We start from the raw sequence: 20861 nt of genomic DNA, 5'->3' as shown, positions 1-20861 counted from the left end.
ATGAAAAATATTCTCATTTACAGTTTAAAAGTAAAATAGGTATCTGTCAATGACTTTGAAAATCATTATCAATTGGTTATTGACAACGTATACATCCCCGTATTATGATACGAATTGTAATTGATTCTCATTATCATTTACACAATAGAAAAGGGGAGAGACAACAGAATGAAAAAGACTACATACAAATGGCTTGCTTTTGCGGCCGTACTTACATTAATGCTTGCATTAGCAGCATGCGGCGGGAAAGATAAAGCGAAAGAGGAAGAAAAATCAGGCGGATCTGATTCTTCATATAAAGTAGAACACGCAATGGGCACATCAGAAGTTAAGAGTAACAAACGAGTTGTTGTTTTGACAAACGAGGGTACAGAAGCAGTTCTAGCACTTGGCGTAAAACCAGTTGGAGCTGTTAAGTCATGGTTAGGCGATCCTTGGTATGACCACATTAAGGACGATATGGAAGGCGTTGAAGTTGTAGGTGACGAGAGTGCAGTTAACGTTGAGAAAATCGCTGCTTTAAAACCAGATTTAATTATCGGTAACAAAATGCGTCAAGAAAAGCAATACGATGAGCTAAACAAAATCGCACCAACTGTATTTGCAGAAGATCTTCGCGGTGACTGGAAGATTAACTTCGAATTATATTCAAAAGCCTTAAATAAAGAAGAAAAAGGGAAAGAAGTATTATCTGCATTCGATAAGCGTATCGAAGATTTTAAAGCAGAAGCTGGTGACAAGCTGAAAACTGAAGTATCTATGGTACGTTTCATGCCTGGTAAATCTCGTATCTACCACCAGGATTCTTTCTCTGGTGTAATCCTTAAGCAGATCGGATTTGCTCGTCCTGGAGACCAAAACAACCCTGACTTCGCAGAAGAAGTAACACAAGAACGCATTCCTGATATGGATGGCGACATGCTGTTCTACTTCACCTATGAAACAGGAGACGGAAAAGCAACTGAAACAGAAAAAGAATGGACAAACAACCCGCTTTGGAAGAACCTTGGAGCTGTAAAAGAAGGAAATGCACACAAAGTAAGTGACGCAATCTGGAACACAGCCGGCGGAGTAAAAGCTGCTAACCTCATGATTGATGATCTTGAGAAGTACTTTCTAGAAAAATAATACGTGACATAGAGGGAGCATAATTCGCTTCCTCTTTTATTTTAATTTATTTCTTTGTTAAACACTCTTTTCTAAAATTTTGCAGGTGAGGGAATTTTAAAGTTCTTCATTGAATAGTTCATTGGAGCGGAAGGGCGAGACTCCTTGAAAATGAAAAATCACATTTTCTTCGTGCGATGTATCGCTGTCGAAGATTTCCTTGTCCTGCAGGACGAGCGGGGCAGGTGAGACCACTCGATGTACGCAGTACGGAGTGGGCTCACCGCACGCCCTGCGGAAAGCGAGCCACAAAGAGCGGAAATGAATCACATTCAAATGCAACAATGTTTACGATAACAGCCTTTATTTTTTTGTATTCCTAATAAATGAAAAATATTAAATCAATGATCGTTTTCCTGTCTGAATTTTCCTATAATGAGTTTAGATAGAAAAAAGGTCAGGAGATTAATTGTGATGAAGCTTTCAGGGGAGATTTTTCGGAATAGAAGTTTTTCATATTTTTGGTTTAGTTCGATCTTAACAGCTATGGGCGACAGCATTTTTATGATCACATTAATGTGGCTGCTCGTTCAGATTTCTGGTTCACCTGTTATAGTTGGTACGTACATACTGCTTGTTACGCTGACGAAATTCTCGTTTGTTCTGTTTGGGGGAGCAATAGTAGACCGCTTCTCAGTAAAAAGACTGCTGATTGGATCTGCCATTGGAAGAGGAAGTATTTTGCTGCTCCTGTTTGGTGTCATTGCAGCAGGCGATCCTTCCATTTATTTCTATTATATAACAGGTGTACTCTTCGGATTGATTGATGCTGTAAGTGAGCCTGCAGGCATAACCTTCAGGACCCGGCTTGTCCCGGAAAAGCATTACACACAGTCAATGAGCCTTCTAATGATGGCTGGTCAGGCTGCAAGTGTTGTCGGTCCAGCTCTTGGTGCACTGCTTTATGCAATGTACGGAGCTAAAATGGCGTTCTTGTTAAATGGTGTTGCATTCTTCACAGCTGCGGGCTTATTTATTTTTATTAGAGTTTATGACGAGGAGTCAGAAGAAAAAACGACTTCCTTTTTTGCAGGGATTAAAGAGGGATTTTCGTTCTTCATAGGTGCGCCTGTTCTTGCCGCAATGGCAGTGTTCGCCTTTTTTGCAAATGCAGCGGTGGGTGCTGTCATGGTAAGTCTTCCTTTTTTAATGAAGGATTTAGATTTTGGAATTAAAGGGTACGGATGGGCTCATACGTCACTTGCGGTTGGAAGTGTTGTGGCTGCAGTAATTTTCTCTTTATTTGTGATTCATAAACCAAAGCCTTACATGACGTTATTAACTTGTTTCCTGCAGGGTGCAAGCATATTCCTAATCGGTTTCTTTTCAAAAGAGCTGGCTGTTCTTCTGTTTTTGCTTGCTATGGTCGGTTTTCTTGAAGCAGCCGTTAATGTTATCGCTCCAAGCGTAAATCATGCTTTAATTCCGCCAAAGCTGTTCGGGAGGGTGATAGGAATCATGGTAATTATTATGGGGATTTCTGAACCCATTGCAGCAGGAACCGCGGGACTTCTCATTGAAAAGATAGGAGCAGCAGATGTATTTGTGTGGGGAGGTTCTTTGGAGATGGTAGTTGCTTTACTCGTATTCTCACTTCCTTTCATAAGAAATTTTAAAGGTAATGAAAAGAGTTCGTAATTTTTTCACAATTCCGCTACTAATCTGACATAACTTTCGCAAGGCAAATGGATAAGTTTACATAAAATATATAGTAGAAGTAAATTTATTCCTGGAGGTTTTTCCGATGAATAAAAAACCGTCATATGAAAAGGAACTGCAGAAGCGCGAAATTCTAATGAAGGACGAGCAGACAAACGCCTGGTATTATGAAGACCATATCACGGCAATCGTGAACCGTGCCCGAAAGGATGGGGCTTTTGACAATCTGGAAGGCATGGGTAAACCGCTTAATATTGATGAAGATCTCGTTTACAATCCTGAAAAACGCTTGCACAAAGTAATGAAAGATAATAATGTTTTGCCGAATTGGGTGAAACTTGGCAAAGAGATAGACGTATTAAAAGAAGAGCTTAAATCGTACACGGTAGAATATAACATCAAAAAAACAGTTGAGTCCATTAACCAAAAAGTGTTTCAGCATAACTTAACTTGTCCGCCAACTGCACAGCGGATGAAAGTGAATCTGGAGGACGTTTTGAAGAAGTAATTGGAGGATGTATGTCTAAAATAAGCACGTTAAATGCTGAACATTATCAATGGGGAAATGCCTGTGACGGATGGCATCTCCTCAAACAGGATGATCTTAGTATCATCCATGAAAAAATGCCTCCGCAAACAGCAGAGGTTAGACATTACCATGTGTTCTCTCGTCAATTTTTCTTTATTTTAAATGGTGAAATTGTAATCGAAAAAGATGGAGAAGAATGCGTGCTGAGTGCTCATCAAGGAATAGAAATCCCTGCAGGCACACCTCATCAAGTACGTAACGAAAGCGAAGTACCTGCTGAGTTTCTCGTAACCTCCCAGCCTCCTGCACAAGGTGATCGTGTCGTCGTTAAAAAAGTGAAAAGCATCAGTCATGTGACCCTTTAGTATTTATTGCTATAGGGTCTTTTTCTATGGCTGATTTCGTAAACATTCTTACGGCTATTAAGATTCGATTCAAAGGGAAAGCTACTGAAAAAACGGACTGGAGCAGATGTGATGCTGAAATACAAGAAAACCACGAACGAAACTATCCGGCTGAAGCATTTTGAAGTTCCTGATCAGGATGAAACAATTTGGATATTTTATGATTCTCCTGAAGAAATGCAAAAAGACTCTATTCTCGAAAAAGTTGAACTTCATCATCTTGCAGCTTCTGCATTTACCAGCTTTTCAGAACATCCGAGTATTAACGTGTATGCAAAACACGCTGTTGTTTCTACCTTTTATTTAGAAATGGAAAGCCTTGAACCAATCAGGATCAACCTTTTAATTGGGGAACAATATTTGATAGTCCTGTCTGAACGAAAGATACCGTTTAGAGAAGCGCTCGTAAAGGACTTTAAAGAAAATCCGGAGCATATGCAGCACGTCAGCTATATGCTTTATTATTTCATGAAGGATATCGTGAATTCTTATTTAGAAGTAGTGGATCAGCTTTCAAATGAATTTTTAGAGCTCGAAAAAAGTGTGTTTGTTGATCCGTTAAAACGTGAGATCGGTCATAAAGTTTATCGCTGGAAAACCCGGTTGCACAAGTTAAGACAATACGTGGAAGCTGAAGAGAGTGTCATACAAAAGATGGGACATGATGATTTTGAATATGCCAATGAGGAGTCAGGCTTTTATTTTAAGGATTTACTCTCTGCTTTCTCAAGAGTGACAACCGCATTTGACAGTTTTAAAGAGAATTTAAAGGGTGTTCTAGATCTTCAGATGTCATTAAAATCGGATCACATGAACCGCATAATGAAGACTCTAACCCTTGTGAGTGCAGTCTTTGTACCCCTAACATTTATAGCAGGTTTATATGGAATGAACTTTGAATATATTCCTGAACTGAAATGGCGTTACGGCTATTTCTATGTATTAACGTTTTGTTTTGCTTTAGCTGTAATGATTATGGGTTATTTTAAGAAAAAAAGATGGTGGTAAACGTTACATAAAAATCGGCATGTGGCGAAAAATAAATAAAAAAGGAGGACGTCACCCTTGGAGAAAAGACCTTATTATGTGAACGTTGAGAGCGGAGAAATTTTGCCGATAAAAACAGCGTCAACTTTTCAGTTTGAGATATCAGCTTCAGATGAGGATGTGCGGAAACTCGAGAAAAAGTTTCAAGAAGTAGACAGCGCCGCATCAGATACTTTTGTAAGATCACATGTACCTTATGTTCCTTATTCTAATGATCCAGATAACGATCGTTATGATCAAAAATTAAGAGAAGCTTACCGAATTATTCATGATCTCGGTCAAGACGAAACAAGACGGTTTATTGAAACGATGAGCTTCTGGAATCCGGAAAAACCTGAAGACATAGAAAAAAGGCCAGAGACTCATTAATCTCTTGGCCTTTTCTTTTGGTTAATAAACGAAAAACGCGATATAAATGATGAGGATCACCGCTATTGAAAATCCTCCCAATGCAATAAAAACAGGATTTAACAATGCCGTATGTCTTGAAACTGCAGGATTTACTTCATCCTCTGTATAAACTTTTTGTTTCTTTGCAACTTTCATTGTCCACCATAATCCAGCAGCAGCTACAAGGACAGCTAATAAAATAAAGAATAGTGTAAACAAAATGTTCACTCCTTAAAGCTTGATTGTCCATATAGTGTTTGTGAATTTAGTGTGTTTCATGCATTTGATGCTCAAGAGAATCAAGACGCTGAAGCTCATTAATAACAAGTGTCATAATTTTGTCCTGATCATTTTTGTCAAAGATATTGTATTGATCACTTTCGATTATCAAAACAGGTGTCTTATCGTATGCTTTGATCCAGTCCTTATATTTTCCATGAAGAGTTTTGTAATAAGCTAGAAGTTCGGGATTCTCTTCAATCTGTTCATAAGAGCGGCCTCTTTGTTTAATTCGGTTTAAAACGGTATCCAGATCACTGTCTAAATAAATGAGAAGATCCTGACGGGACTTTGGTGTTTTGTCAATTTCGTTCATCATCGTTTCGAGCAGATCTTTATACGTATCAAATTCAAGCTGAGTCATATTGCCGGAATCAAAATTCAGTTCAGCGAAAATCAAGTCTTCATATAAACTGCGGTCGAGTACGTTATCTGGACTAGTTCTAGCTTGGCGAATCGTTTTAAAACGTGTGTTCAGAAAATAAATCTGAAGCGGGAAAGCCCATCGCTTCGGGTTTTTGTAATAATCGGGTAAAATAGGATTATCAACGACGCTTTCGTAAAAAATCTCGCTGCCTAGCTGTTCGCTCAGAAATTCAGCATACGTAGATTTGCCCGTTCCGATCATACCTGCCATTAAAATCACGGTATATCCTCCTAAAATGAAATGCTAAAACACATTGATGTTATAGCGAAGAGTGGTGCATATGTATGTAAATCAATATATGGTATGTATGGCTTGTAAGCCCTTCTAAATATATCACGGAATATAAAAGGTGAACAGAGGGTGTTTGTCGGAATATGGGGAATTACGCATAAAGTTTATATACAAGATATAAAAAGCAATGAGAGGAGATAAAGGATATGACTATTAAAATCAGAGTTTATTCAGATTTCGTTTGACCATATTGTTTTTTAGCGGAGGCTCCGCTACTAAAAGCAACAAAGGATAAAGATGTTGAAGTGGAATGGATGCCATTTGAATTGCGCCCCTATCCAGAGGAAACGTTAAAGCCTGAAGGAAATTACATTCAGCGTGCATGGCAGGAATCTGTCCTTCCGCTTGCACAAAAAATGGGAGTGAAAATGATTCTGCCCGAAGTTTCACCTCAGCCTCATACACATTTGGCACATGAAGGACTTCTGTTTTCAAAAAGGCATAATAAAGAGAAAGAATATGCACATCGTGTTTTCACCAGTTTCTATCAAGAAGATAAAGACATTGGACAGATTGGTGTACTTCGCAGCATCGCTGAAGAGGTTGGACTCGATGGAGAATCGTTTGAGCAGGCACTTGCTTCCCGTGAATTCAGCAGCGAGAGAGAAAAATACTTGCGGCAAGCGTTTGAAGAGGTGCAGATTACAGCTGTTCCAACTATGTTCATAGGTGACAGAATATTAAAAGGGCTGCACCCGCAGGCAAACATTGAACGTGCTCTGAGAGGAGCGATCCGGGACGAGAAAATGGAATTTTGTGAAGGCGACGAATGTGATTAAAGAACAGAAAAAAGAGCGCTTAGAAGGATGTCCTTCTTTGCGCTCTTTCTCGTTCTTAACAATGAAAAAAGGGGGTTGTTGATAGGGATGTCTATAATATAGCAAGTCTCATAAAAATTATGAGGAATATGTGATTTTTTTGATAAACGTTATCACTTTGTGACAAAGTCGCGTTGACGGACTAAAGAGAAGGTGTGAGTCTTGCATCTTCCGCTCGAATCAGCTTTTCATCACAGAAAAAACAAAAAGAAAAAAGCCCATGTAAGGGGAGGGCTCTTTTCCGGGAAAGGGGGGTACACCTATATCAGACGAATCAAATAAAAGAAAGTTTCAAAAAATGTAAATTTTCTTTTCTATCTTTTTTAAAAAAGTGATAAAGTTATTAAACAGAAAAGATGAGAGAAGGAATGGAGATGAACGGATTTTTTGCAAAATGGCATCCAGCTGTCATCGTTATAGTAACGGGAACTCTTTTTACTAGAGCTGCATTTTTTATGACAATGCCATTTTTAGCGATTTACTTGTACAGCGAAAAAGGAATAGAACCTGCTATGGTAGGATTGATTATCGGTGTGAGTGCACTTACAGGAACATTCGGGGGTTTCTTTGGAGGTTATCTCTCTGACCGAGTTGGAAGGCTTCCTGTTATGACAGCTGCTATTTTAACATGGAGTGCTGTTTTTTCAGGGTTTGCGATTGCCGAACATGTCTGGCACTTCTTTATACTGAATATGTTAAACGGCCTCTGCCGATCATGGTTTGAACCGATTTCAAGAGCATTGCTTGCAGATGTTACTACGAAGGAAAATCGACTTCGCGTTTTCAATGCCCGCTATTTTGCAATCAATGTAGGAGCGGCAATTGGACCAGTTGCTGGGACTCACCTTGGAACAAGTTCTTCAACTGGTGCATTCTATATTACTGCTGCTGCGTATCTGGTATACGGACTCTTAATTATCGTTACGCTAAAAGGTTATTCAGCAGAACTAAAAGCCGGTGAAGAAAGAAAGTTCTCCATCAAATCTGCACTGACTGTCCTGTCAAAAGATAGAGTCTTGGCATTTTTTCTAATAGGAAACACAATAGTGATGATGGCACAGTCACAAATGGATACAACACTTGCGCAATATATAGGGAATGCCCCGCAATTTGAGAATGGTGTGAAGCTTTTTGCTTATCTTGTGGTTACAAATGCCGTAACAGTGCTAATTTTACAGTTTCCAGTTACGAACTATGTTAAACGGTTTCAACCGATGAACGCACTTCGCTTTGGAAGCATTGCCTTTAGTCTTGCTTTACTTGGATTCGGATTATCAACGAACTGGATTTTCCTCGTAATAAGCATGGTGTTTCTAACTGTTGGAGAAATAATCGTTTTCGTAATGAGTGACGTATTATTAGACGACCTGGCTCCAGACCATATGAGAGGTACATATTTTGGAGCAATGTCATTTCGCTCGATAGGATTCAGTGCAGGACCATGGATTGGCGGGCTCTTTTTAGGTGCGTTCGGTTTTGAACATGGGTTCTATGTATTTGGGAGCTTGACGCTAATCTCATTATTGTCTCTGCCATTTTTTCAATATGGGGAAGCAATTCGAAAGAACTTAGCAGCTGAACATTCTGTTTCAACTTAAGAGAGGAGTTTACCTACATGATTACAGGTATTGAACATACGGGAATTATGGTAACGAACATGGAAAAATCGCTTTCGTTTTATACGGAAATTTTAGGATTAAAGCTACTGGACCGTTTTGATCATACAAGCCACCCAGTGGAACTTGCTTTTTTAGGATTAGAAGAAAAGGTGCTTGTTGAACTGATATCTGGTTATCCGGGAGAAGTAACGAATGAGGGGAAAGTTCACCATCTTGCTTTCTCTGTCACGAACATCGAAGAAAAGTTCGAGATCTTAAAAGAAAAAGGGGTTCAGCTTAAAGACAAAGAAATCACAGAACTGCCAAACGGAAAATACTTTTTCTTTTACGGCCCTGATGAAGAGTCGCTTGAATTCTTTGAAAGAAAATAAAATGGAGGCTGCGGAGAATTTCTCTGCAGTCTCTTTTTTAATTTTTTGTAAAGGTTATTGAGTTTTAGAAGGAAGGTATTCGAGCAGAGAGAATTCTTCAGTTTAAATACTAGGAAGTGTTTCCTTTAAATATTGATTAGAACAGTATTCGACTCCGTACCTGTAGCGTCGTTCTCTTACATTTCTAGCTTTTTTAGGATCGATGGGAATACGTTTTATTTCTGGATAAGCCTCCATAATCTTTTGCGCGATTTTGTCTCCAGGTTCATCAGGATCTGTTAAAACGTATACCTCGTTACATATAATCAATGCCTCTTCAATCGCTCTTCTTTCTTTATGACGAAATGAAATGCCATTCAATATAACGAAATGAGCATGTGGATCGACACTTTGTACTCTCAGTTGATCACTTTTGCCTTCAACAATGTATCGGGTCATAGCGCCTCCTGTAAAACTTGGATTCACTATGATTTTATGGAGTGCATATTGATAATAGTACAACTTCTAGAAAATTACTCATAAAAAAGGGGATTATACATTTTGAACAGGCTTTATCTCATCACGAAAACATTTTGTTACTGCTTATGTTTGGTATTATTGCTTTATGGTTTGTTTCTTCTGACGGATAAATTACTTGGATTATTGCTAGGTGTGATCTTGATCGTTTCAAGTATTAAATTTTTTCTGGCAAAGAGGTTCACTAAATCAAAAGCTGAAAGAATCAGCTTTTTATGCATCGTTATAACCGTTGTTTTATCCTCTGTTCTTTTTTCTTCATTCAATTTTTTCCTTCATCATACTTTAACTCAAGATTTACCTGCACGAGCCAAAAATCAATTTTATACGAAATCACTTTTTTATGATAATCAATTCTTATTTAAGAGAATTGGTTTCCTTAAAAAGCTCAGCGTAAAATCATCAAAAGAGGCGGTTGTATTCTATAGACCGGGAGATGAGCACTTCGCAAACCTCGCCATAAGCATATCCGAAAAGTGATCACAATGAATGAAAAGTTGATTGATGTCCATCAACCAGTTCCGGTTACAGTCATTCTATATCGAAATCCGGAGAATTTTCAAAAGCAATTACCCGTTCATTCCTATGAAAATTTACATGGCATGTATGTTCCGACAGAGGAAACGATACATCTTTTAGTTACTAAGAAAATGGAGAGGGATTATGAACCTTTTCTAGAACTAACCGCTCATGAGTATACCCATCATTGGATTGTAAGCTATCTGGGACAAAGGGGTCTTGTTAACGGGCATTTGCCTCGATGGTTTGAAGAAGGAATAGCTGAGTATGTTGGATTTGCAAGTATAGAAAAGACCCCCAGGTTTATGCCGCTTCATTTCATTCCTTTTAAAAGAATTCAAAGTGTTAGTGAATGGGCAAATGAAAATCGCAGAAATTCTCCGCATCTTCCATATCGCCAAAGCTATTATGCGATAGATCAACTAGTAAGAGATGGCAATCAATCAAAAATTAAGAATTTATTGCTGGAAAACGACCAAAACTTCTATCAATCGTTCCAAAATGAGCTCGCAGAATCAATGGTAGAATTTGAGTTAAGATTCTTAAGGGATGAAATGAGAGAATATAGAGAGAACCACGAGTGAAAGAGACTAGAATGGAGTTATGGTGCCGTAAAATGAAATCACTCCAAATAAAATCCCTACGAGATTAGGGCATGAGTCCAAAAATTTTAGCGTTTTATCCACTAGTTTTGACCACTTATCCACGAGTCTGCAATCCTCGATAAATATCGATATGTAATCACTAAACTTATCGCAAACAACCTCATAAAAAAAGACCCAGTGAATATGGGTCATTTCATTATCTGCTTTTAAGTTTTCGTTTAATAATTGGCAGCAATCTCTTTTTTCCTTGCTTAATTAAATAGGCAACCGCCATTCCTTTTATACCTTTACTAATGCGTCCCATTAGATCAGCCTCCTTAAAAAACATAGGTGTTTCATGTAATATACCCTAAACAATAGAACAGCAATCCTATTTATTTGGAATTACGGGATACTTGTCTATACGCTGGGGTTAATAGATGAATAAACTAAATCGAGTACAAACAATATATACAGGAGATGAATATTTTGACGCAAAGATATTTTCCTTTCTTTCCGGGTCAAGGCGGAGGACAAGGCGGGGGCCAAGGGTTTGGACCTCCAGGCAGCGGTCAGGGATTCGGACCACCGGGACCTCCTCTAGGTGGACCAGGCGGTAAAGGGCCAGGCGGAAAAGGCGGACCTCCAAGCGGTGGGGGCGGGGGAATGGCGCCAACATCACCACCACCAGGTTTTACACCTTCACAATCCCAGGCTTACAGCTTACAAGGTGGGGGCGGCGGGGGCGGCCAGTATGGTGCTTACGCAGTTGATCCAGTGACACTCAGATATTGTCTGTTTCGTTACGTTTACATTTGGCCGTCTTGGGGACCAGGTTTCTGGGCATGGCTTACATTCGTAGGCAGACGTTCTGTTGCAGGCTTCCGCTGGAACGGACGCCGCTGGGTATACTTCGGAATGGACACACGCCAGATCAGTTCATTTTATTGCTATTAAAAAAGCCGCCTTTGGCGGTTTTTTTATTTGTACTTTGGCAGCTGCAGAACTTCCCATGTACGATAAGACTTTCTTTCAGCCGGTATCTTTTTTTCTAAAAGGTAGTGTTTTGCATCACTAACAAGAGGAGAACACCAATCTTCTTTCAATGATTCAGCGTCTTTCCATAAAGCACCCTTAGAATCTTGATCCGGAATATCTGCTAGACCAATCTTATTCGATTCATCGACCGTACATAAATAATAGACAGCCGTATGCTGAGAGTGTGTCCATTGTTTATAATTCCACGGAAGTTCATAAGACCTTTCGCCTGCTTTATCTGCTGTCAGTACCTTATAGCCGGTTTCTTCTAACACCTCCCGCACAACGGTTTCGATTTCTGTTTCACCACTTTCAGGTGTCCCGCCAGGAAGGTCAAGGCGGTTTTTATACGGGCCGCCGTTTTTTTCCACAGTGAGCAGGTGACCATTGTTATTTGTGCAGATGCAATAAATACCCCTATGTGTGTGCATGATAATCTCCTTAAAAAAAAACCTTTTCACTTTTATATGAAAAGGCATTTCCGTAAATTTATTCTTTTACAAGTTCATTCAATTCGGCCGTTAACGCTTCAAATTTGTTGAAACTCTCAACTACTTCTTCCACACATCTGTGCTGCTCTTCTACACTTGCAAGTACTTCTTCAACAGCACCGCTTGATGTTTCTGCAGTACCAGAAACGGATTGGATCTCACCTACGATGTAACCTGTTGATTCATAAAGCTGATTGATCAATGTTTGCACTTGGAAAGATTGTGCCGCTACTTGATCTGTATTTATTAGAATACGCCCGAAGTTGTCGGCTGTTTTCTGGGTTGCTTCAAGACTTGAGGTGACAACACCTTGTGAGCCGTCAACAAATTGTGCAGCCTGTTTTGCTTTGTTGCGGATTTCACCGAGGATGCTGGCGATTTGTTTAGTAGAGTTTTGTGAGTCTTCCGCCAGCCTGCGAACTTCATCAGCCACCACTGCAAAACCGCGTCCCTGTTCACCAGCACGTGCGGCTTCAATGGCTGCGTTCAGTGCAAGCAGGTTTGTCTGAGAAGAGATTTCTTCAATCGTTGTCAGAATCCCTTCAATTGATTCACTTTGTTGGTTTAGTTCGTGCATTAATGAGTTGGTTTGGCGCATTAGTTCGCTGACTTCTTCCATCTTAGCTGATAGCTCCGAAACTTGGCTTTCTCCTGCCTTAGTTACTTGAGCTGTTTCTTCAGATAATTTTTTCATGTCGCTTGAGTGCTGATAAAGTCCTTTTGCAACATCATTTGTGTTTGTGACAGAGTCGTTCATCCCGCCGACACTAACTGCCTGGGACTCAACTCCTTTAGCCACTTCGGTAAAAGCGTAAGTGATGTTGCTTGAGATCTCACCGGTTCTTGTAACGTTTTCTCTTACAGACTGACTGAAGATGTGCAGATTTTCAGTTGCTTCTTTTACCTTCGCTAATAGATGTTCAAGCTTGATCTTATCATTTTCGGCCTGCTTTTCAGCTTTTCGAATATTTTCCTGCATACGCTGCCCCATTTTGGCTTGAGCAACCAGTGCACCCGTAATTACAATAAGAAACACATTTAATGAAATGATGATTTTAGGATCTTGTCCAGCAAACATGGATTCTTTATATTGAAAAAAGAAAAAATTGGTTAACAATACTCCGCTTACACCCGATAGTAAGATAGAAATGTAATTATGGTATAGCGTGATTACAGCAAGAGATACATAAGTCATCAAGTAAGTGGAGATTTTCGGATTCGAGTGTGCCATGATAACCGTTAAGGCCGTCATGCCGAAAACCACGTAATATTGAACAGCATGCGGCGCCCATTTTCGGTAAGTCCAAACTGTGAGCGAGAGAAGAATTACTAATCCTGATAAACCATAAAACATAACACTGTTAATGGTTTTTGTACTCGCATATGTACTTCCGAGTCCAAGAAAGAACATTCCCCATAACATTTTCGTTACAAGCTTGTTGGTTTGTAAATTTGAGGCAAATGATGGATTCAAAATTTTTCATCTCCGTTTTAGAATGTATAAGTACTGCCTTTATATCGACATATATTATTAAGTTTTAAAGGTGTAATTACCAGTATGTAACAATTTTTTTATAAGTTTCGTCTAAATTAATGAGGTGATGAGTCATGACAGCAAAGACTTGGATGAAGAGATCTATTCTTGCACTTGCGGTATTATTATCGGCGTGCAGCGGTGACGCTAAGGATACAGAGAAAAAAGAAGCAATTAAACAATCAGCAGAACCGGCACAAGCTGAAGATCAAAAGGAAGAACCAGCCGCAGAACCAGCCGCATCTATTGAAGAGGAAGGTACTTATATCGGACAGATCGATAATAATTCTATTGAAGTAGAAGCATCGGGTGATACACTTGTCCTCCGATTGTCTGATGAAGTGCGAGACACTGTTGCAAATTTAGAAGATGGGTCAAAAGTTTCGATCGTTTACAAGAAAAACGAGAATGATCAATGGATTCTCGAAAAGATTATAGCTGCTGAATCTGGAACAGGTGAACCGGCTGCCTCACAAACTCTTAAATATACTGTCAATGGGAACCCGATTGAGAAGGAAGCTGCTCTAACAGAGAGTGAACAAGATTACTACTTTTATAAAATAGAGGATTTTGAGTTTACTGCTGAAGAACCGCGAAAAGACGTAATGTTTGCTACAGAGTTCGCAGAAACGTTCGTCAGAATAGAACCTCTCTCAGAAGATGCATCTATCGAAGACCTTAAAAAATGGGCGCATGATGAGCTTGAGGCTGTTGGGGAAGTAAAAGAGGTAAACGGAGTCGAAACGGCCGGTCCGGCATTTGAATCTACTGAACTCTTTATTACAGCGTCAAAAGATTCCTTTAAGAAATTTATCGTCATCCAGGAACTCGAGAGCGGAGATAAAGTAAAATACACAATTAACCTTCCTGAGCATAAAAAGACAGCTGAGTGGGAGCAAGCGATTTGGGCAATGCTTTCTACCTTGAAAATGAAGTAATTGAAACAAAAGCGTTCCTAATGAGCGCTTTTTTTATTTGTATCTGCTAACCCCTCAGATAAAGGGATTTTATAAAAGATAAAGAATTTAAATGATATAAACATTAAAAAAATAAAGAATGGGGAGGGTAAACTCTTGAAAACTAAAATAGATGAACTTTTACTAGATAATAATAGTGCACATTTGCTTTATGCTTTTAAAAGTATGGATAATTACATGAAAACGGTAGTCCATTACATAATGGATGGGGTTGCAAAAGAACAATCTATTATTCTGATTGAAAATGAAAAGTATTTACCTTTTGTAATAAATGAGTTGAAGATTCATTTGACTGATAATGAAATAGAGAAAGTTCATATTGTAAATAATTTCGATTTTTATTTTTCTACTGGGAGCTATCACCCTCCAGCAATTCTTGGTCATATTGAAAAAATGTACAAGCCTTTATTGGATCAGAACAAGTCCATACGCACCTGGACACATGTAGAATGGAGCACGATAGAGGGACCCCTAGCTATAGTTCAAGAACTTGAAAAAGTAGTTGATAAACTTTCAGCTGACTTGGGCTTGACCATAATGTGTGCATATGAAGAAGAAGGCATGCCTGAATCACTTAAATTATCCCTGCTTCGGACGCACAAATTCATACTGAATGACGATGGAGTGGATTACTCAGATTATTATGACATGGAAAATGTAATCGAGATTTAGAATCATTAAAGTAGCATATGGCATATAATATTTGCAAAGGATAAAAAAGTTTCCTTAAGGAAAGATAGGTGAATGCCATGTGGTACAAAGAAAGTTCTTTATTTAAACTGCAGCAATATACATTGATCCTGCATAAACTCGGTATATTTTCACAGGAAGATAAGGTAGACATACTGGGTAAGATCGAAAACTACAAATCAAAAATTGGATTTAAAGAGTAGAGGTCCTGATCCAAGGAGCCTCTTCTTTTTATGTTTTGGTTCTTTTTTAATTGGTTGCTTTTAATGTTTGTCTTCTCTGTCAGTTGATTGGAGTGCAAGGTGCGAGACTCCAGCGGGATGAGTGGGACAGGTGAGACTCCTAACAGCGCAGAGCGTTAGGTGGCTCACCGCACACCCCGCGGAAAGCGAGCATCCTGGAGCGGAAATCAACCGCATTTAATAGCAAAAGGGTTGAAAAAATTACCAAAGAAAAAAACCGGCAACAGTATGCCGGTTTCATATATAAGTTTAAACTTATTTTTTAGTTACGTTAGCTGCTTGTGGTCCGCGAGCTCCGTCAACGATTTCGAATTCTACTTCTTGACCTTCGTCAAGTGATTTGAATCCTTCAGATTGAATAGCAGAAAAGTGTACGAATACATCGTCTCCACCTTCAACTTCGATGAAACCAAAACCTTTTTCTGCGTTAAACCATTTTACTTTACCTGTTTGCATGTGAATGCCTCCTAGAACGTTTGCACATTTGTGCCGTAATTACCAAACAACTTTCAAACTCTTAATTAAGATGTAATCCAGTCCGGAATGGTTGTCACAAATATATCACAAAGCTGCTTGTCCCGCAAGGAACTATTCTGAAAAATAGGAATAAAGAGACACGTGCATTTAAAGGCTCTTCTCTAAAAGATTGTTCTTAAAGAAGGGTTTTGTTCGATTCTCTCCTTCGAGAAGTTGATTGGAGAGCAAGGTGTGAGACTCCTGACAGCGCAGAGCGCTAGGAGACTCACCGCACACCCCGAGGAAAACGAGCATCCTGGAGCGGAAATCAACTCTTTCAAGACCAACAAAGTTTGCAAAAATATATTAATTAAAAACTAAAGAAAAAACCATCTTCTACTCTTGGGAGGAGGATGGTTTTAAGTCATGTGAAGGACGCGTTGCTACGATGCCTGTTGCCTTAACGATCTGGTTCAGAATATTTACTCGTGATTGGTCATCAAAGTTTTGTGCTTTTACGTATGCATAGCCATCTTCATTTGATACATAGCGGGGAGGTAAATTGTTGAGTGTAATGGCAAAAACATCTGCTTTACAAATCTCACATTTACAAGGAAGCTGTAGTTGTCCCCAATAATTCCGTAATGCTTCATCTACTAGTATTTCCATTGCATTTTTCACATTCATGGGTTAGTTACCCCTTTATACACAATCTATATGAATAGAATAGCTTATTCTTACTATAAGTGTAAACTTCTAAAGTCTTTAACATGACCTTATGACTAGTACATTTTTAAATATATCCCGAAAACATTACTATCTTACTAAATTGACAATAATATATGATTTTTCTGAAAATAAACTTGAAATCATATATGATTTAAGATTAACATAAGATTATGAATACTCAACAAAAACCCAACAAGCAGCAATATGCTTACCAAGTCATCCGTTCCCGCATCTTAGATGGAAGATATCCGCCTGGCCACAAGCTCGTAATTGATCAGCTGGCAAGGGAGCTTCAAACGAGTGCCATTCCTGTTCGTGAAGCGATCAGGCTGCTCGAAGCTGACTCCCTTATTTCTTTCAAACCCTATTCAGGAGCGATTGTTACCCCCTTTGATGAAGAAGCATATTTAGAGACATTGTCTGTACTAGCCGTACTAGAAGGTTTTGCAACAGCAGAATCGTCTAAATCCTTTCCTCACGAAAAACTCTACGAACTAAGAGCGTACACCAAGTTAATGGAAGATGCACTTGATTCACTTGATTTTTCTCTTTTCTCCAACTACAACAAAGAATTCCACAAACTTACCTACAAATATTGCTCAAACCAGTTTTTAATGGAACAAATTCATTCAACATGGGAGAGACTTGGTACAGTCCGAAAGAGCGGTATCACAATGAAACCTTCCAGAATGAAACGATCCATTGCTGAACATTACCTGCTAATTGAAATGATTGAAAAGAGAGAAGATCCAGAGAAAATTGAGTCTTTTACACGCAATCACAAAATGAATACGCTAAAAGCTTTTCTTGAGGAAAAATTGAGTCAGTCAAAAACGATCAATTTCTAGGAGATGAAAAGAATGAATGTAGAAGAAGCCAAAAAAACACTTCGTGGATCTATTGCGCCTATCATCACACCGTTCCACGATGATGAATCACTTGATCTCGACACGCTTAAAAGTTTAATAGATTGGCATATCAAGTCGGGAAGTCACGGTATTTCGGTAACAGGAACAACAGGAGAGCCTTCTTCACTAACGCTGAAAGAGCGTGAGCAAGTGATGGAAACAGCAATAAAGGCTGTAAACAAACGTGTACCGATCGTTCCTGGAACAGGCTCTACGAACCACCTAGAATCACTTCATCTTACAAAACTCGCACAAGAAATGGGTGCAGATGCTGCTATGGTCATCGTCCCATACTACAATAAGCCTTCACAGCATGCCCTTTACAAACACTTTAAAACAATCGCAGACAGTGTAGATATTCCGCTTATCATTTACAACATTCCTGGCCGAACAGCGGTAAACCTTGAAGTGAAAACACTTGCTAGACTTAACGAAGACTGTCCGAACATTATCGGTGTAAAAGAATCAAACAAAGATTTTGAACACATCAATCGTGTGCTATTAAACTGCGGACGTGACTTTTTGCTATATTCAGGAATCGAACTCCTTTGCTATCCGATGCTTGCAATAGGAGGAGCCGGATACATATCTGCAACAGCAAACGTTCTTCCGTCTAAAGTAGCTGAAGTATATAATGCATGGGAAGCTGGAAATGTGGAAGAGGCACTCAAGCTTCATTACGATCTAATGCCGCTGAATGATGTTCTATTTAAAGACACCAACCCAGCACCTTTAAAAGCCGCACTTGGGATGATGGGGAAAATTAATCCGACGTTAAGAATGCCGATGGACCTGCCGGCAGAATCCTTGCAAAATGAAATCAGATCTGTACTAGCTGATTATGGATTAGTAGAAAAAATAGGGAGTGAAGCATAAATGAAACATGCGCGAGTGATATATGAAGGAAGAGAACAAAAAGGGACAGTGTCGGATGATGTGATTACATTCTCATCAGGTAAAACGGCAAACATAAAGGATATTGAAACATGGCTTCCTCCGTTGCAGCCAAACAAGATGATTGGTCTTGCACTTAACTATGCTGACCATGCGGATGAACTGGGTCTTGAGAAGCCAGCTGAACCCGTTCTATTTATTAAGCCGAACTCTTCTCTTGTCGGACATAAAGGGCAAGTGTTCTTTCCAGACGGTGCGACATATATGCACTATGAAAACGAACTTGCGGTTGTGATCGGAAAAGAAGGTAGAAACATTAAAGCTGAAAACGCGATGGATTTTGTAAGCGGTTACACGATCGCTAATGATGTAACAGTCCGTGATTTTGTGAACAATTGGTACCGTCCGCCAGTACGTGCAAAAGGACATGATACGTTTGGTCCGATGGGTCCTTATTATGTGGATGCTGCAGATATTCCAGACGTTACGAACATTGAATTGCGCACGTATGTGAACGGTGAATTAAGACAGCAGGGAAATACGAAAGACCTAATGTATTCAATTCCTGAGATCATCGAGTTCGTGTCTTCGTTTATGACGCTTGAGCCGAACGATGTAATCTGGACAGGAACACCAAAAGGAATTTCACACGTTCACCCTGGAGATGTTGTGAGACTGGAAATCGACTATCTTGGCGTATTAGAGAACACGATAATGGATGGCCGTACCCAAAAGGTGCCAACGGGAGGGAAGGAAAATGAAGCCAGAAGTTAACGAGATGATCCGTCATTATATTAACGGTCAGTTCGTTTCAGGCCATACCGGTGAATTCTTTGTAAACTTAAATCCTTTCACGAATGAAAAAATTAATACGGTCAGTGAAGGGACAAAGGAAGACATCAACCTGGCAGCAAAAGCCGCAAAAGAAGCTTTCAAGCAAGTACCTTGGGGTAGGATGAAACAGGAGAAGCGTCTTCAATTTATTTATAAGATTGCTGAACTGATCGATCGGGACATTGAAGAGATCGCATTGCTTGAATCATACGATACAGGTCTGCCTATCGCACAGACGAGAAAGATGGTTGGACGCGCGGCGGATAACTTCAGATTTTATGCGGAGATGGTAAAAAACCGAATGTCTGGAGAAGCGTATCATGTGGATGATGAGTTCATGAATTATACGATACAAAAACCTGTTGGTGTAGCTGGATTGATCACCCCATGGAATGCGCCTTTCATGCTTGAAACATGGAAGATTGCGCCTGCTCTTGCAACGGGTAACACGGTTATCTTAAAACCGGCGGAGTGGTCACCGCTCACAGCGAACAAATTAGCAGAACTAGTAGACGAAGCAGGCATCCCTCCAGGTGTCTTTAACGTGGTACACGGTTTTGGAGAAACAGCAGGGGCATCGCTCGTTGCGCATCCGGATGTGCAGCTTATCTCTTTTACAGGGGAGACGAAAACAGGTTCAGAGATTATGAAAAACGGAGCGGATTCATTGAAACGCTTCTCTATGGAGCTAGGAGGCAAATCTCCTATTATCGTATTTGATGATTGTGACATGGAACGCGCAATGGATGCTTGTGTGTGGGGAATCTTCTCTTTTAACGGTGAGAGATGCACCGCTAATTCCCGTTTGTTTGTGCAGGAGTCTATTAAAGATGAATTCGTTGCCAAGCTGAAAGAGAGAGTTGACAACATCATCGTAGGTGACCCGTCAGATCCTGATACAGAAGTGGGACCGTTAATTCATAAAGAGCACTATGAAAATGTGAAACGCTATCTTCAGATTGCAGTGGATGAAGGAGCGGAGGTTTACAGCCAGCCTCTCTCTGAATCTCACAAAAAAGGAAACTTTATAGCTCCTACTCTTTTATTAAATGTGAAGAATGATATGACGGTGGCTCAAGAAGAAATTTTTGGCCCCGTGTTATCAGTAATGACTTTCAAAAATGAAGAGGAAGTTATCGAATACGCAAATGATATTAAATATGGTCTTGCGGGTTACGTATGGACGAACGATATGAAAAAAGGACTGCGCGTGGCAAACTCTGTTGAAGCAGGCATGCTGTGGGTGAATTCGCAAAACGTCCGTGATCTTCGCATTCCGTTCGGAGGCTCTAAAAACTCCGGAATCGGCCGAGAAGGCGGGCATTATGCGTTTGAGTTCTACACGGAAATGAAGGTCGTGCATGTTGCACTCGCTGACCATCACATTCAGCAGTTCGGAAAGAAAAAACAATCGCTTCAGACGGAAGCAAAACACTAGGGAGGGATTT

At 39.7% G+C, this 20861-nt stretch carries 26 protein-coding genes and 1 pseudogene; 19 read left to right on the top strand and 8 right to left on the bottom strand.

Going from position 1 to position 20861, the window contains the following annotated elements:
* The first annotated feature begins 168 nt into the window (after window positions 1-168).
* The 7 genes from ACFW35_RS12110 (at window position 169) to ACFW35_RS12080 (ending at window position 5175) form a co-directional block, all read left to right on the top strand.
* On the top strand, window positions 169-1128 hold the full coding sequence (locus tag ACFW35_RS12110; protein ID WP_379845993.1) for an ABC transporter substrate-binding protein: 960 nt from the start codon (window positions 169-171) through the stop codon (window positions 1126-1128).
* A 453-nt stretch (window positions 1129-1581) separates the two neighbouring features.
* Window positions 1582-2805: an MFS transporter gene (locus ACFW35_RS12105; RefSeq protein WP_379847481.1), complete on the top strand. Its 1224-nt coding sequence runs from the start codon at window positions 1582-1584 to the stop codon at window positions 2803-2805.
* A 106-nt stretch (window positions 2806-2911) separates the two neighbouring features.
* Window positions 2912-3334: a DUF1992 domain-containing protein gene (locus ACFW35_RS12100; RefSeq protein ID WP_379845992.1), complete on the top strand. Its 423-nt coding sequence runs from the start codon at window positions 2912-2914 to the stop codon at window positions 3332-3334.
* 11 nt (window positions 3335-3345) lie between these two features.
* Window positions 3346-3720, top strand: a complete 375-nt coding sequence (locus tag ACFW35_RS12095) for a cupin domain-containing protein (protein ID WP_379845990.1) — start codon at window positions 3346-3348, stop codon at window positions 3718-3720.
* Between the two features lie 26 nt (window positions 3721-3746).
* Window positions 3747-3884, top strand: a complete 138-nt coding sequence (locus ACFW35_RS12090) for a hypothetical protein (protein ID WP_379845989.1) — start codon at window positions 3747-3749, stop codon at window positions 3882-3884.
* Window positions 3832-4767 carry a magnesium transporter CorA family protein gene (locus ACFW35_RS12085; RefSeq protein WP_379845987.1) on the top strand — a complete coding sequence of 312 codons (936 nt, stop codon included), beginning with the start codon at window positions 3832-3834 and terminating at the stop codon, window positions 4765-4767. Before ACFW35_RS12090 ends, ACFW35_RS12085 begins: the two co-directional genes overlap by 53 nt.
* A gap of 57 nt (window positions 4768-4824) precedes the next feature.
* Window positions 4825-5175, top strand: a complete 351-nt coding sequence (locus tag ACFW35_RS12080) for a hydrolase (protein WP_379845985.1) — start codon at window positions 4825-4827, stop codon at window positions 5173-5175.
* Window positions 5176-5196: 21 nt separating this feature from the next.
* Here ACFW35_RS12080 and ACFW35_RS12075 read toward each other — a convergent pair whose 3' ends face one another.
* Both ACFW35_RS12075 and ACFW35_RS12070 read right to left on the bottom strand, forming a co-directional pair.
* On the bottom strand, window positions 5197-5415 hold the full coding sequence (locus ACFW35_RS12075) for a hypothetical protein (RefSeq protein WP_379845984.1): 219 nt from the start codon (window positions 5413-5415) through the stop codon (window positions 5197-5199).
* 46 nt (window positions 5416-5461) lie between these two features.
* Window positions 5462-6112: a deoxynucleoside kinase gene (locus ACFW35_RS12070; RefSeq protein ID WP_379847479.1), complete on the bottom strand. Its 651-nt coding sequence runs from the start codon at window positions 6110-6112 to the stop codon at window positions 5462-5464.
* Between the two features lie 278 nt (window positions 6113-6390).
* Between ACFW35_RS12070 and ACFW35_RS12065 the strand changes: the two are divergent.
* The 3 genes and pseudogenes from ACFW35_RS12065 to ACFW35_RS12055 all read left to right on the top strand — a co-directional run.
* A pseudogene (locus ACFW35_RS12065) lies at window positions 6391-6972 on the top strand (DsbA family oxidoreductase); the annotation flags it as partial.
* 413 nt (window positions 6973-7385) lie between these two features.
* Window positions 7386-8609 carry an MDR family MFS transporter gene (locus ACFW35_RS12060; RefSeq protein ID WP_379845982.1) on the top strand — a complete coding sequence of 408 codons (1224 nt, stop codon included), beginning with the start codon at window positions 7386-7388 and terminating at the stop codon, window positions 8607-8609.
* Window positions 8610-8626: 17 nt separating this feature from the next.
* Window positions 8627-9001 carry a VOC family protein gene (locus ACFW35_RS12055; RefSeq protein WP_379845980.1) on the top strand — a complete coding sequence of 125 codons (375 nt, stop codon included), beginning with the start codon at window positions 8627-8629 and terminating at the stop codon, window positions 8999-9001.
* Window positions 9002-9103: 102 nt separating this feature from the next.
* Here ACFW35_RS12055 and ACFW35_RS12050 read toward each other — a convergent pair whose 3' ends face one another.
* Together ACFW35_RS12050 and ACFW35_RS12045 are read right to left on the bottom strand one after the other, a co-directional pair.
* Window positions 9104-9439, bottom strand: coding sequence for a toprim domain-containing protein (locus tag ACFW35_RS12050; RefSeq protein ID WP_379845978.1), 336 nt, complete (start codon window positions 9437-9439; stop codon window positions 9104-9106).
* A 164-nt stretch (window positions 9440-9603) separates the two neighbouring features.
* On the bottom strand, window positions 9604-9783 hold the full coding sequence (locus tag ACFW35_RS12045) for a hypothetical protein (RefSeq protein ID WP_379845977.1): 180 nt from the start codon (window positions 9781-9783) through the stop codon (window positions 9604-9606).
* Between the two features lie 201 nt (window positions 9784-9984).
* On the opposite strand from ACFW35_RS12045, the gene ACFW35_RS12040 reads away from it, so the two are divergent.
* Together ACFW35_RS12040 and ACFW35_RS12035 are read left to right on the top strand one after the other, a co-directional pair.
* Complete coding sequence (locus tag ACFW35_RS12040; protein WP_379847477.1) at window positions 9985-10620, top strand: hypothetical protein; 636 nt, start codon at window positions 9985-9987, stop codon at window positions 10618-10620.
* A 480-nt stretch (window positions 10621-11100) separates the two neighbouring features.
* Window positions 11101-11577 carry a hypothetical protein gene (locus tag ACFW35_RS12035; RefSeq protein ID WP_379845975.1) on the top strand — a complete coding sequence of 159 codons (477 nt, stop codon included), beginning with the start codon at window positions 11101-11103 and terminating at the stop codon, window positions 11575-11577.
* A 23-nt stretch (window positions 11578-11600) separates the two neighbouring features.
* On the opposite strand, the gene ACFW35_RS12030 is transcribed toward ACFW35_RS12035, so the two are convergent.
* Entirely contained in the window at window positions 11601-12089 is a 489-nt protein-coding gene (locus ACFW35_RS12030) for an NUDIX domain-containing protein (RefSeq protein WP_379845973.1), read from the bottom strand.
* A gap of 58 nt (window positions 12090-12147) precedes the next feature.
* Window positions 12148-13623: a methyl-accepting chemotaxis protein gene (locus tag ACFW35_RS12025; RefSeq protein ID WP_379845971.1), complete on the bottom strand. Its 1476-nt coding sequence runs from the start codon at window positions 13621-13623 to the stop codon at window positions 12148-12150.
* A 134-nt stretch (window positions 13624-13757) separates the two neighbouring features.
* Between ACFW35_RS12025 and ACFW35_RS12020 the strand changes: the two genes are divergently transcribed.
* The 3 genes from ACFW35_RS12020 to ACFW35_RS12010 all read left to right on the top strand — a co-directional run bounded on the left by ACFW35_RS12020 (window position 13758) and on the right by ACFW35_RS12010 (window position 15553).
* Complete coding sequence (locus ACFW35_RS12020; protein ID WP_379845969.1) at window positions 13758-14621, top strand: hypothetical protein; 864 nt, start codon at window positions 13758-13760, stop codon at window positions 14619-14621.
* A gap of 135 nt (window positions 14622-14756) precedes the next feature.
* Window positions 14757-15332: an MEDS domain-containing protein gene (locus ACFW35_RS12015; RefSeq protein ID WP_379845968.1), complete on the top strand. Its 576-nt coding sequence runs from the start codon at window positions 14757-14759 to the stop codon at window positions 15330-15332.
* A 77-nt stretch (window positions 15333-15409) separates the two neighbouring features.
* Window positions 15410-15553, top strand: coding sequence for a hypothetical protein (locus ACFW35_RS12010; RefSeq protein WP_171978841.1), 144 nt, complete (start codon window positions 15410-15412; stop codon window positions 15551-15553).
* A 294-nt stretch (window positions 15554-15847) separates the two neighbouring features.
* Here the strand turns inward: ACFW35_RS12010 and cspD are convergent, their stop codons facing one another.
* Together cspD and ACFW35_RS12000 are read right to left on the bottom strand one after the other, a co-directional pair.
* Window positions 15848-16048: a cold-shock protein CspD gene (gene cspD, locus ACFW35_RS12005; RefSeq protein WP_066237152.1), complete on the bottom strand. Its 201-nt coding sequence runs from the start codon at window positions 16046-16048 to the stop codon at window positions 15848-15850.
* A gap of 396 nt (window positions 16049-16444) precedes the next feature.
* Window positions 16445-16735: a late competence development ComFB family protein gene (locus tag ACFW35_RS12000; RefSeq protein WP_066288578.1), complete on the bottom strand. Its 291-nt coding sequence runs from the start codon at window positions 16733-16735 to the stop codon at window positions 16445-16447.
* Between the two features lie 212 nt (window positions 16736-16947).
* On the opposite strand from ACFW35_RS12000, the gene ACFW35_RS11995 reads away from it, so the two are divergent.
* The 4 genes from ACFW35_RS11995 to hpaE are packed head-to-tail and all read left to right on the top strand — an operon-like array spanning window position 16948 to window position 20851.
* Complete coding sequence (locus tag ACFW35_RS11995) at window positions 16948-17625, top strand: GntR family transcriptional regulator (RefSeq protein WP_379845966.1); 678 nt, start codon at window positions 16948-16950, stop codon at window positions 17623-17625.
* A gap of 3 nt (window positions 17626-17628) precedes the next feature.
* Window positions 17629-18561 (top strand): 2,4-dihydroxyhept-2-ene-1,7-dioic acid aldolase, encoded by a 933-nt coding sequence (hpaI, locus tag ACFW35_RS11990; protein WP_379845964.1) that lies wholly within the window; start codon window positions 17629-17631, stop codon window positions 18559-18561.
* Entirely contained in the window at window positions 18562-19353 is a 792-nt protein-coding gene (locus ACFW35_RS11985) for a fumarylacetoacetate hydrolase family protein (protein WP_379845962.1), read from the top strand.
* Window positions 19337-20851 carry a 5-carboxymethyl-2-hydroxymuconate semialdehyde dehydrogenase gene (hpaE, locus tag ACFW35_RS11980; protein ID WP_379845961.1) on the top strand — a complete coding sequence of 505 codons (1515 nt, stop codon included), beginning with the start codon at window positions 19337-19339 and terminating at the stop codon, window positions 20849-20851. Before ACFW35_RS11985 ends, hpaE begins: the two co-directional genes overlap by 17 nt.
* Window positions 20852-20861: the final 10 nt, after the last annotated feature.

This window comes from Fictibacillus sp. NPDC058756 (assembly GCF_042746035.1).
In the GTDB taxonomy this organism is placed as follows: domain Bacteria; phylum Bacillota; class Bacilli; order Bacillales; family Fictibacillaceae; genus Fictibacillus.
The sequence above is the reverse complement of the archived record's forward strand: the minus strand, read 5'-3'. Positions and strand labels throughout refer to the sequence as shown.

Excerpts from the sequence above, each read along its gene's own strand:
- ACFW35_RS12110 (WP_379845993.1), top strand. The coding sequence starts at position 169 with ATGAAAAAGACTACATACAAATGGCTTGCTTTTGCGGCCGTACTTACA.
- ACFW35_RS12105 (WP_379847481.1), top strand. The coding sequence starts at position 1,582 with ATGAAGCTTTCAGGGGAGATTTTTCGGAATAGAAGTTTTTCATATTTT.
- ACFW35_RS12100 (WP_379845992.1), top strand. The coding sequence starts at position 2,912 with ATGAATAAAAAACCGTCATATGAAAAGGAACTGCAGAAGCGCGAAATT.
- ACFW35_RS12095 (WP_379845990.1), top strand. The coding sequence starts at position 3,346 with ATGTCTAAAATAAGCACGTTAAATGCTGAACATTATCAATGGGGAAAT.
- ACFW35_RS12090 (WP_379845989.1), top strand. The coding sequence starts at position 3,747 with ATGGCTGATTTCGTAAACATTCTTACGGCTATTAAGATTCGATTCAAA.
- ACFW35_RS12085 (WP_379845987.1), top strand. The coding sequence starts at position 3,832 with ATGCTGAAATACAAGAAAACCACGAACGAAACTATCCGGCTGAAGCAT.
- ACFW35_RS12070 (WP_379847479.1), bottom strand. The coding sequence starts at position 6,112 with ATGGCAGGTATGATCGGAACGGGCAAATCTACGTATGCTGAATTTCTG.
- ACFW35_RS12060 (WP_379845982.1), top strand. The coding sequence starts at position 7,386 with ATGAACGGATTTTTTGCAAAATGGCATCCAGCTGTCATCGTTATAGTA.
- ACFW35_RS12055 (WP_379845980.1), top strand. The coding sequence starts at position 8,627 with ATGATTACAGGTATTGAACATACGGGAATTATGGTAACGAACATGGAA.
- ACFW35_RS12050 (WP_379845978.1), bottom strand. The coding sequence starts at position 9,439 with ATGACCCGATACATTGTTGAAGGCAAAAGTGATCAACTGAGAGTACAA.
- ACFW35_RS12035 (WP_379845975.1), top strand. The coding sequence starts at position 11,101 with ATGAATATTTTGACGCAAAGATATTTTCCTTTCTTTCCGGGTCAAGGC.
- ACFW35_RS12030 (WP_379845973.1), bottom strand. The coding sequence starts at position 12,089 with ATGCACACACATAGGGGTATTTATTGCATCTGCACAAATAACAATGGT.
- ACFW35_RS12020 (WP_379845969.1), top strand. The coding sequence starts at position 13,758 with ATGACAGCAAAGACTTGGATGAAGAGATCTATTCTTGCACTTGCGGTA.
- ACFW35_RS12010 (WP_171978841.1), top strand. The coding sequence starts at position 15,410 with ATGTGGTACAAAGAAAGTTCTTTATTTAAACTGCAGCAATATACATTG.
- cspD (WP_066237152.1), bottom strand. The coding sequence starts at position 16,048 with ATGCAAACAGGTAAAGTAAAATGGTTTAACGCAGAAAAAGGTTTTGGT.
- ACFW35_RS12000 (WP_066288578.1), bottom strand. The coding sequence starts at position 16,735 with ATGAATGTGAAAAATGCAATGGAAATACTAGTAGATGAAGCATTACGG.
- ACFW35_RS11995 (WP_379845966.1), top strand. The coding sequence starts at position 16,948 with ATGAATACTCAACAAAAACCCAACAAGCAGCAATATGCTTACCAAGTC.
- hpaI (WP_379845964.1), top strand. The coding sequence starts at position 17,629 with ATGAAAAGAATGAATGTAGAAGAAGCCAAAAAAACACTTCGTGGATCT.
- ACFW35_RS11985 (WP_379845962.1), top strand. The coding sequence starts at position 18,562 with ATGAAACATGCGCGAGTGATATATGAAGGAAGAGAACAAAAAGGGACA.
- hpaE (WP_379845961.1), top strand. The coding sequence starts at position 19,337 with ATGAAGCCAGAAGTTAACGAGATGATCCGTCATTATATTAACGGTCAG.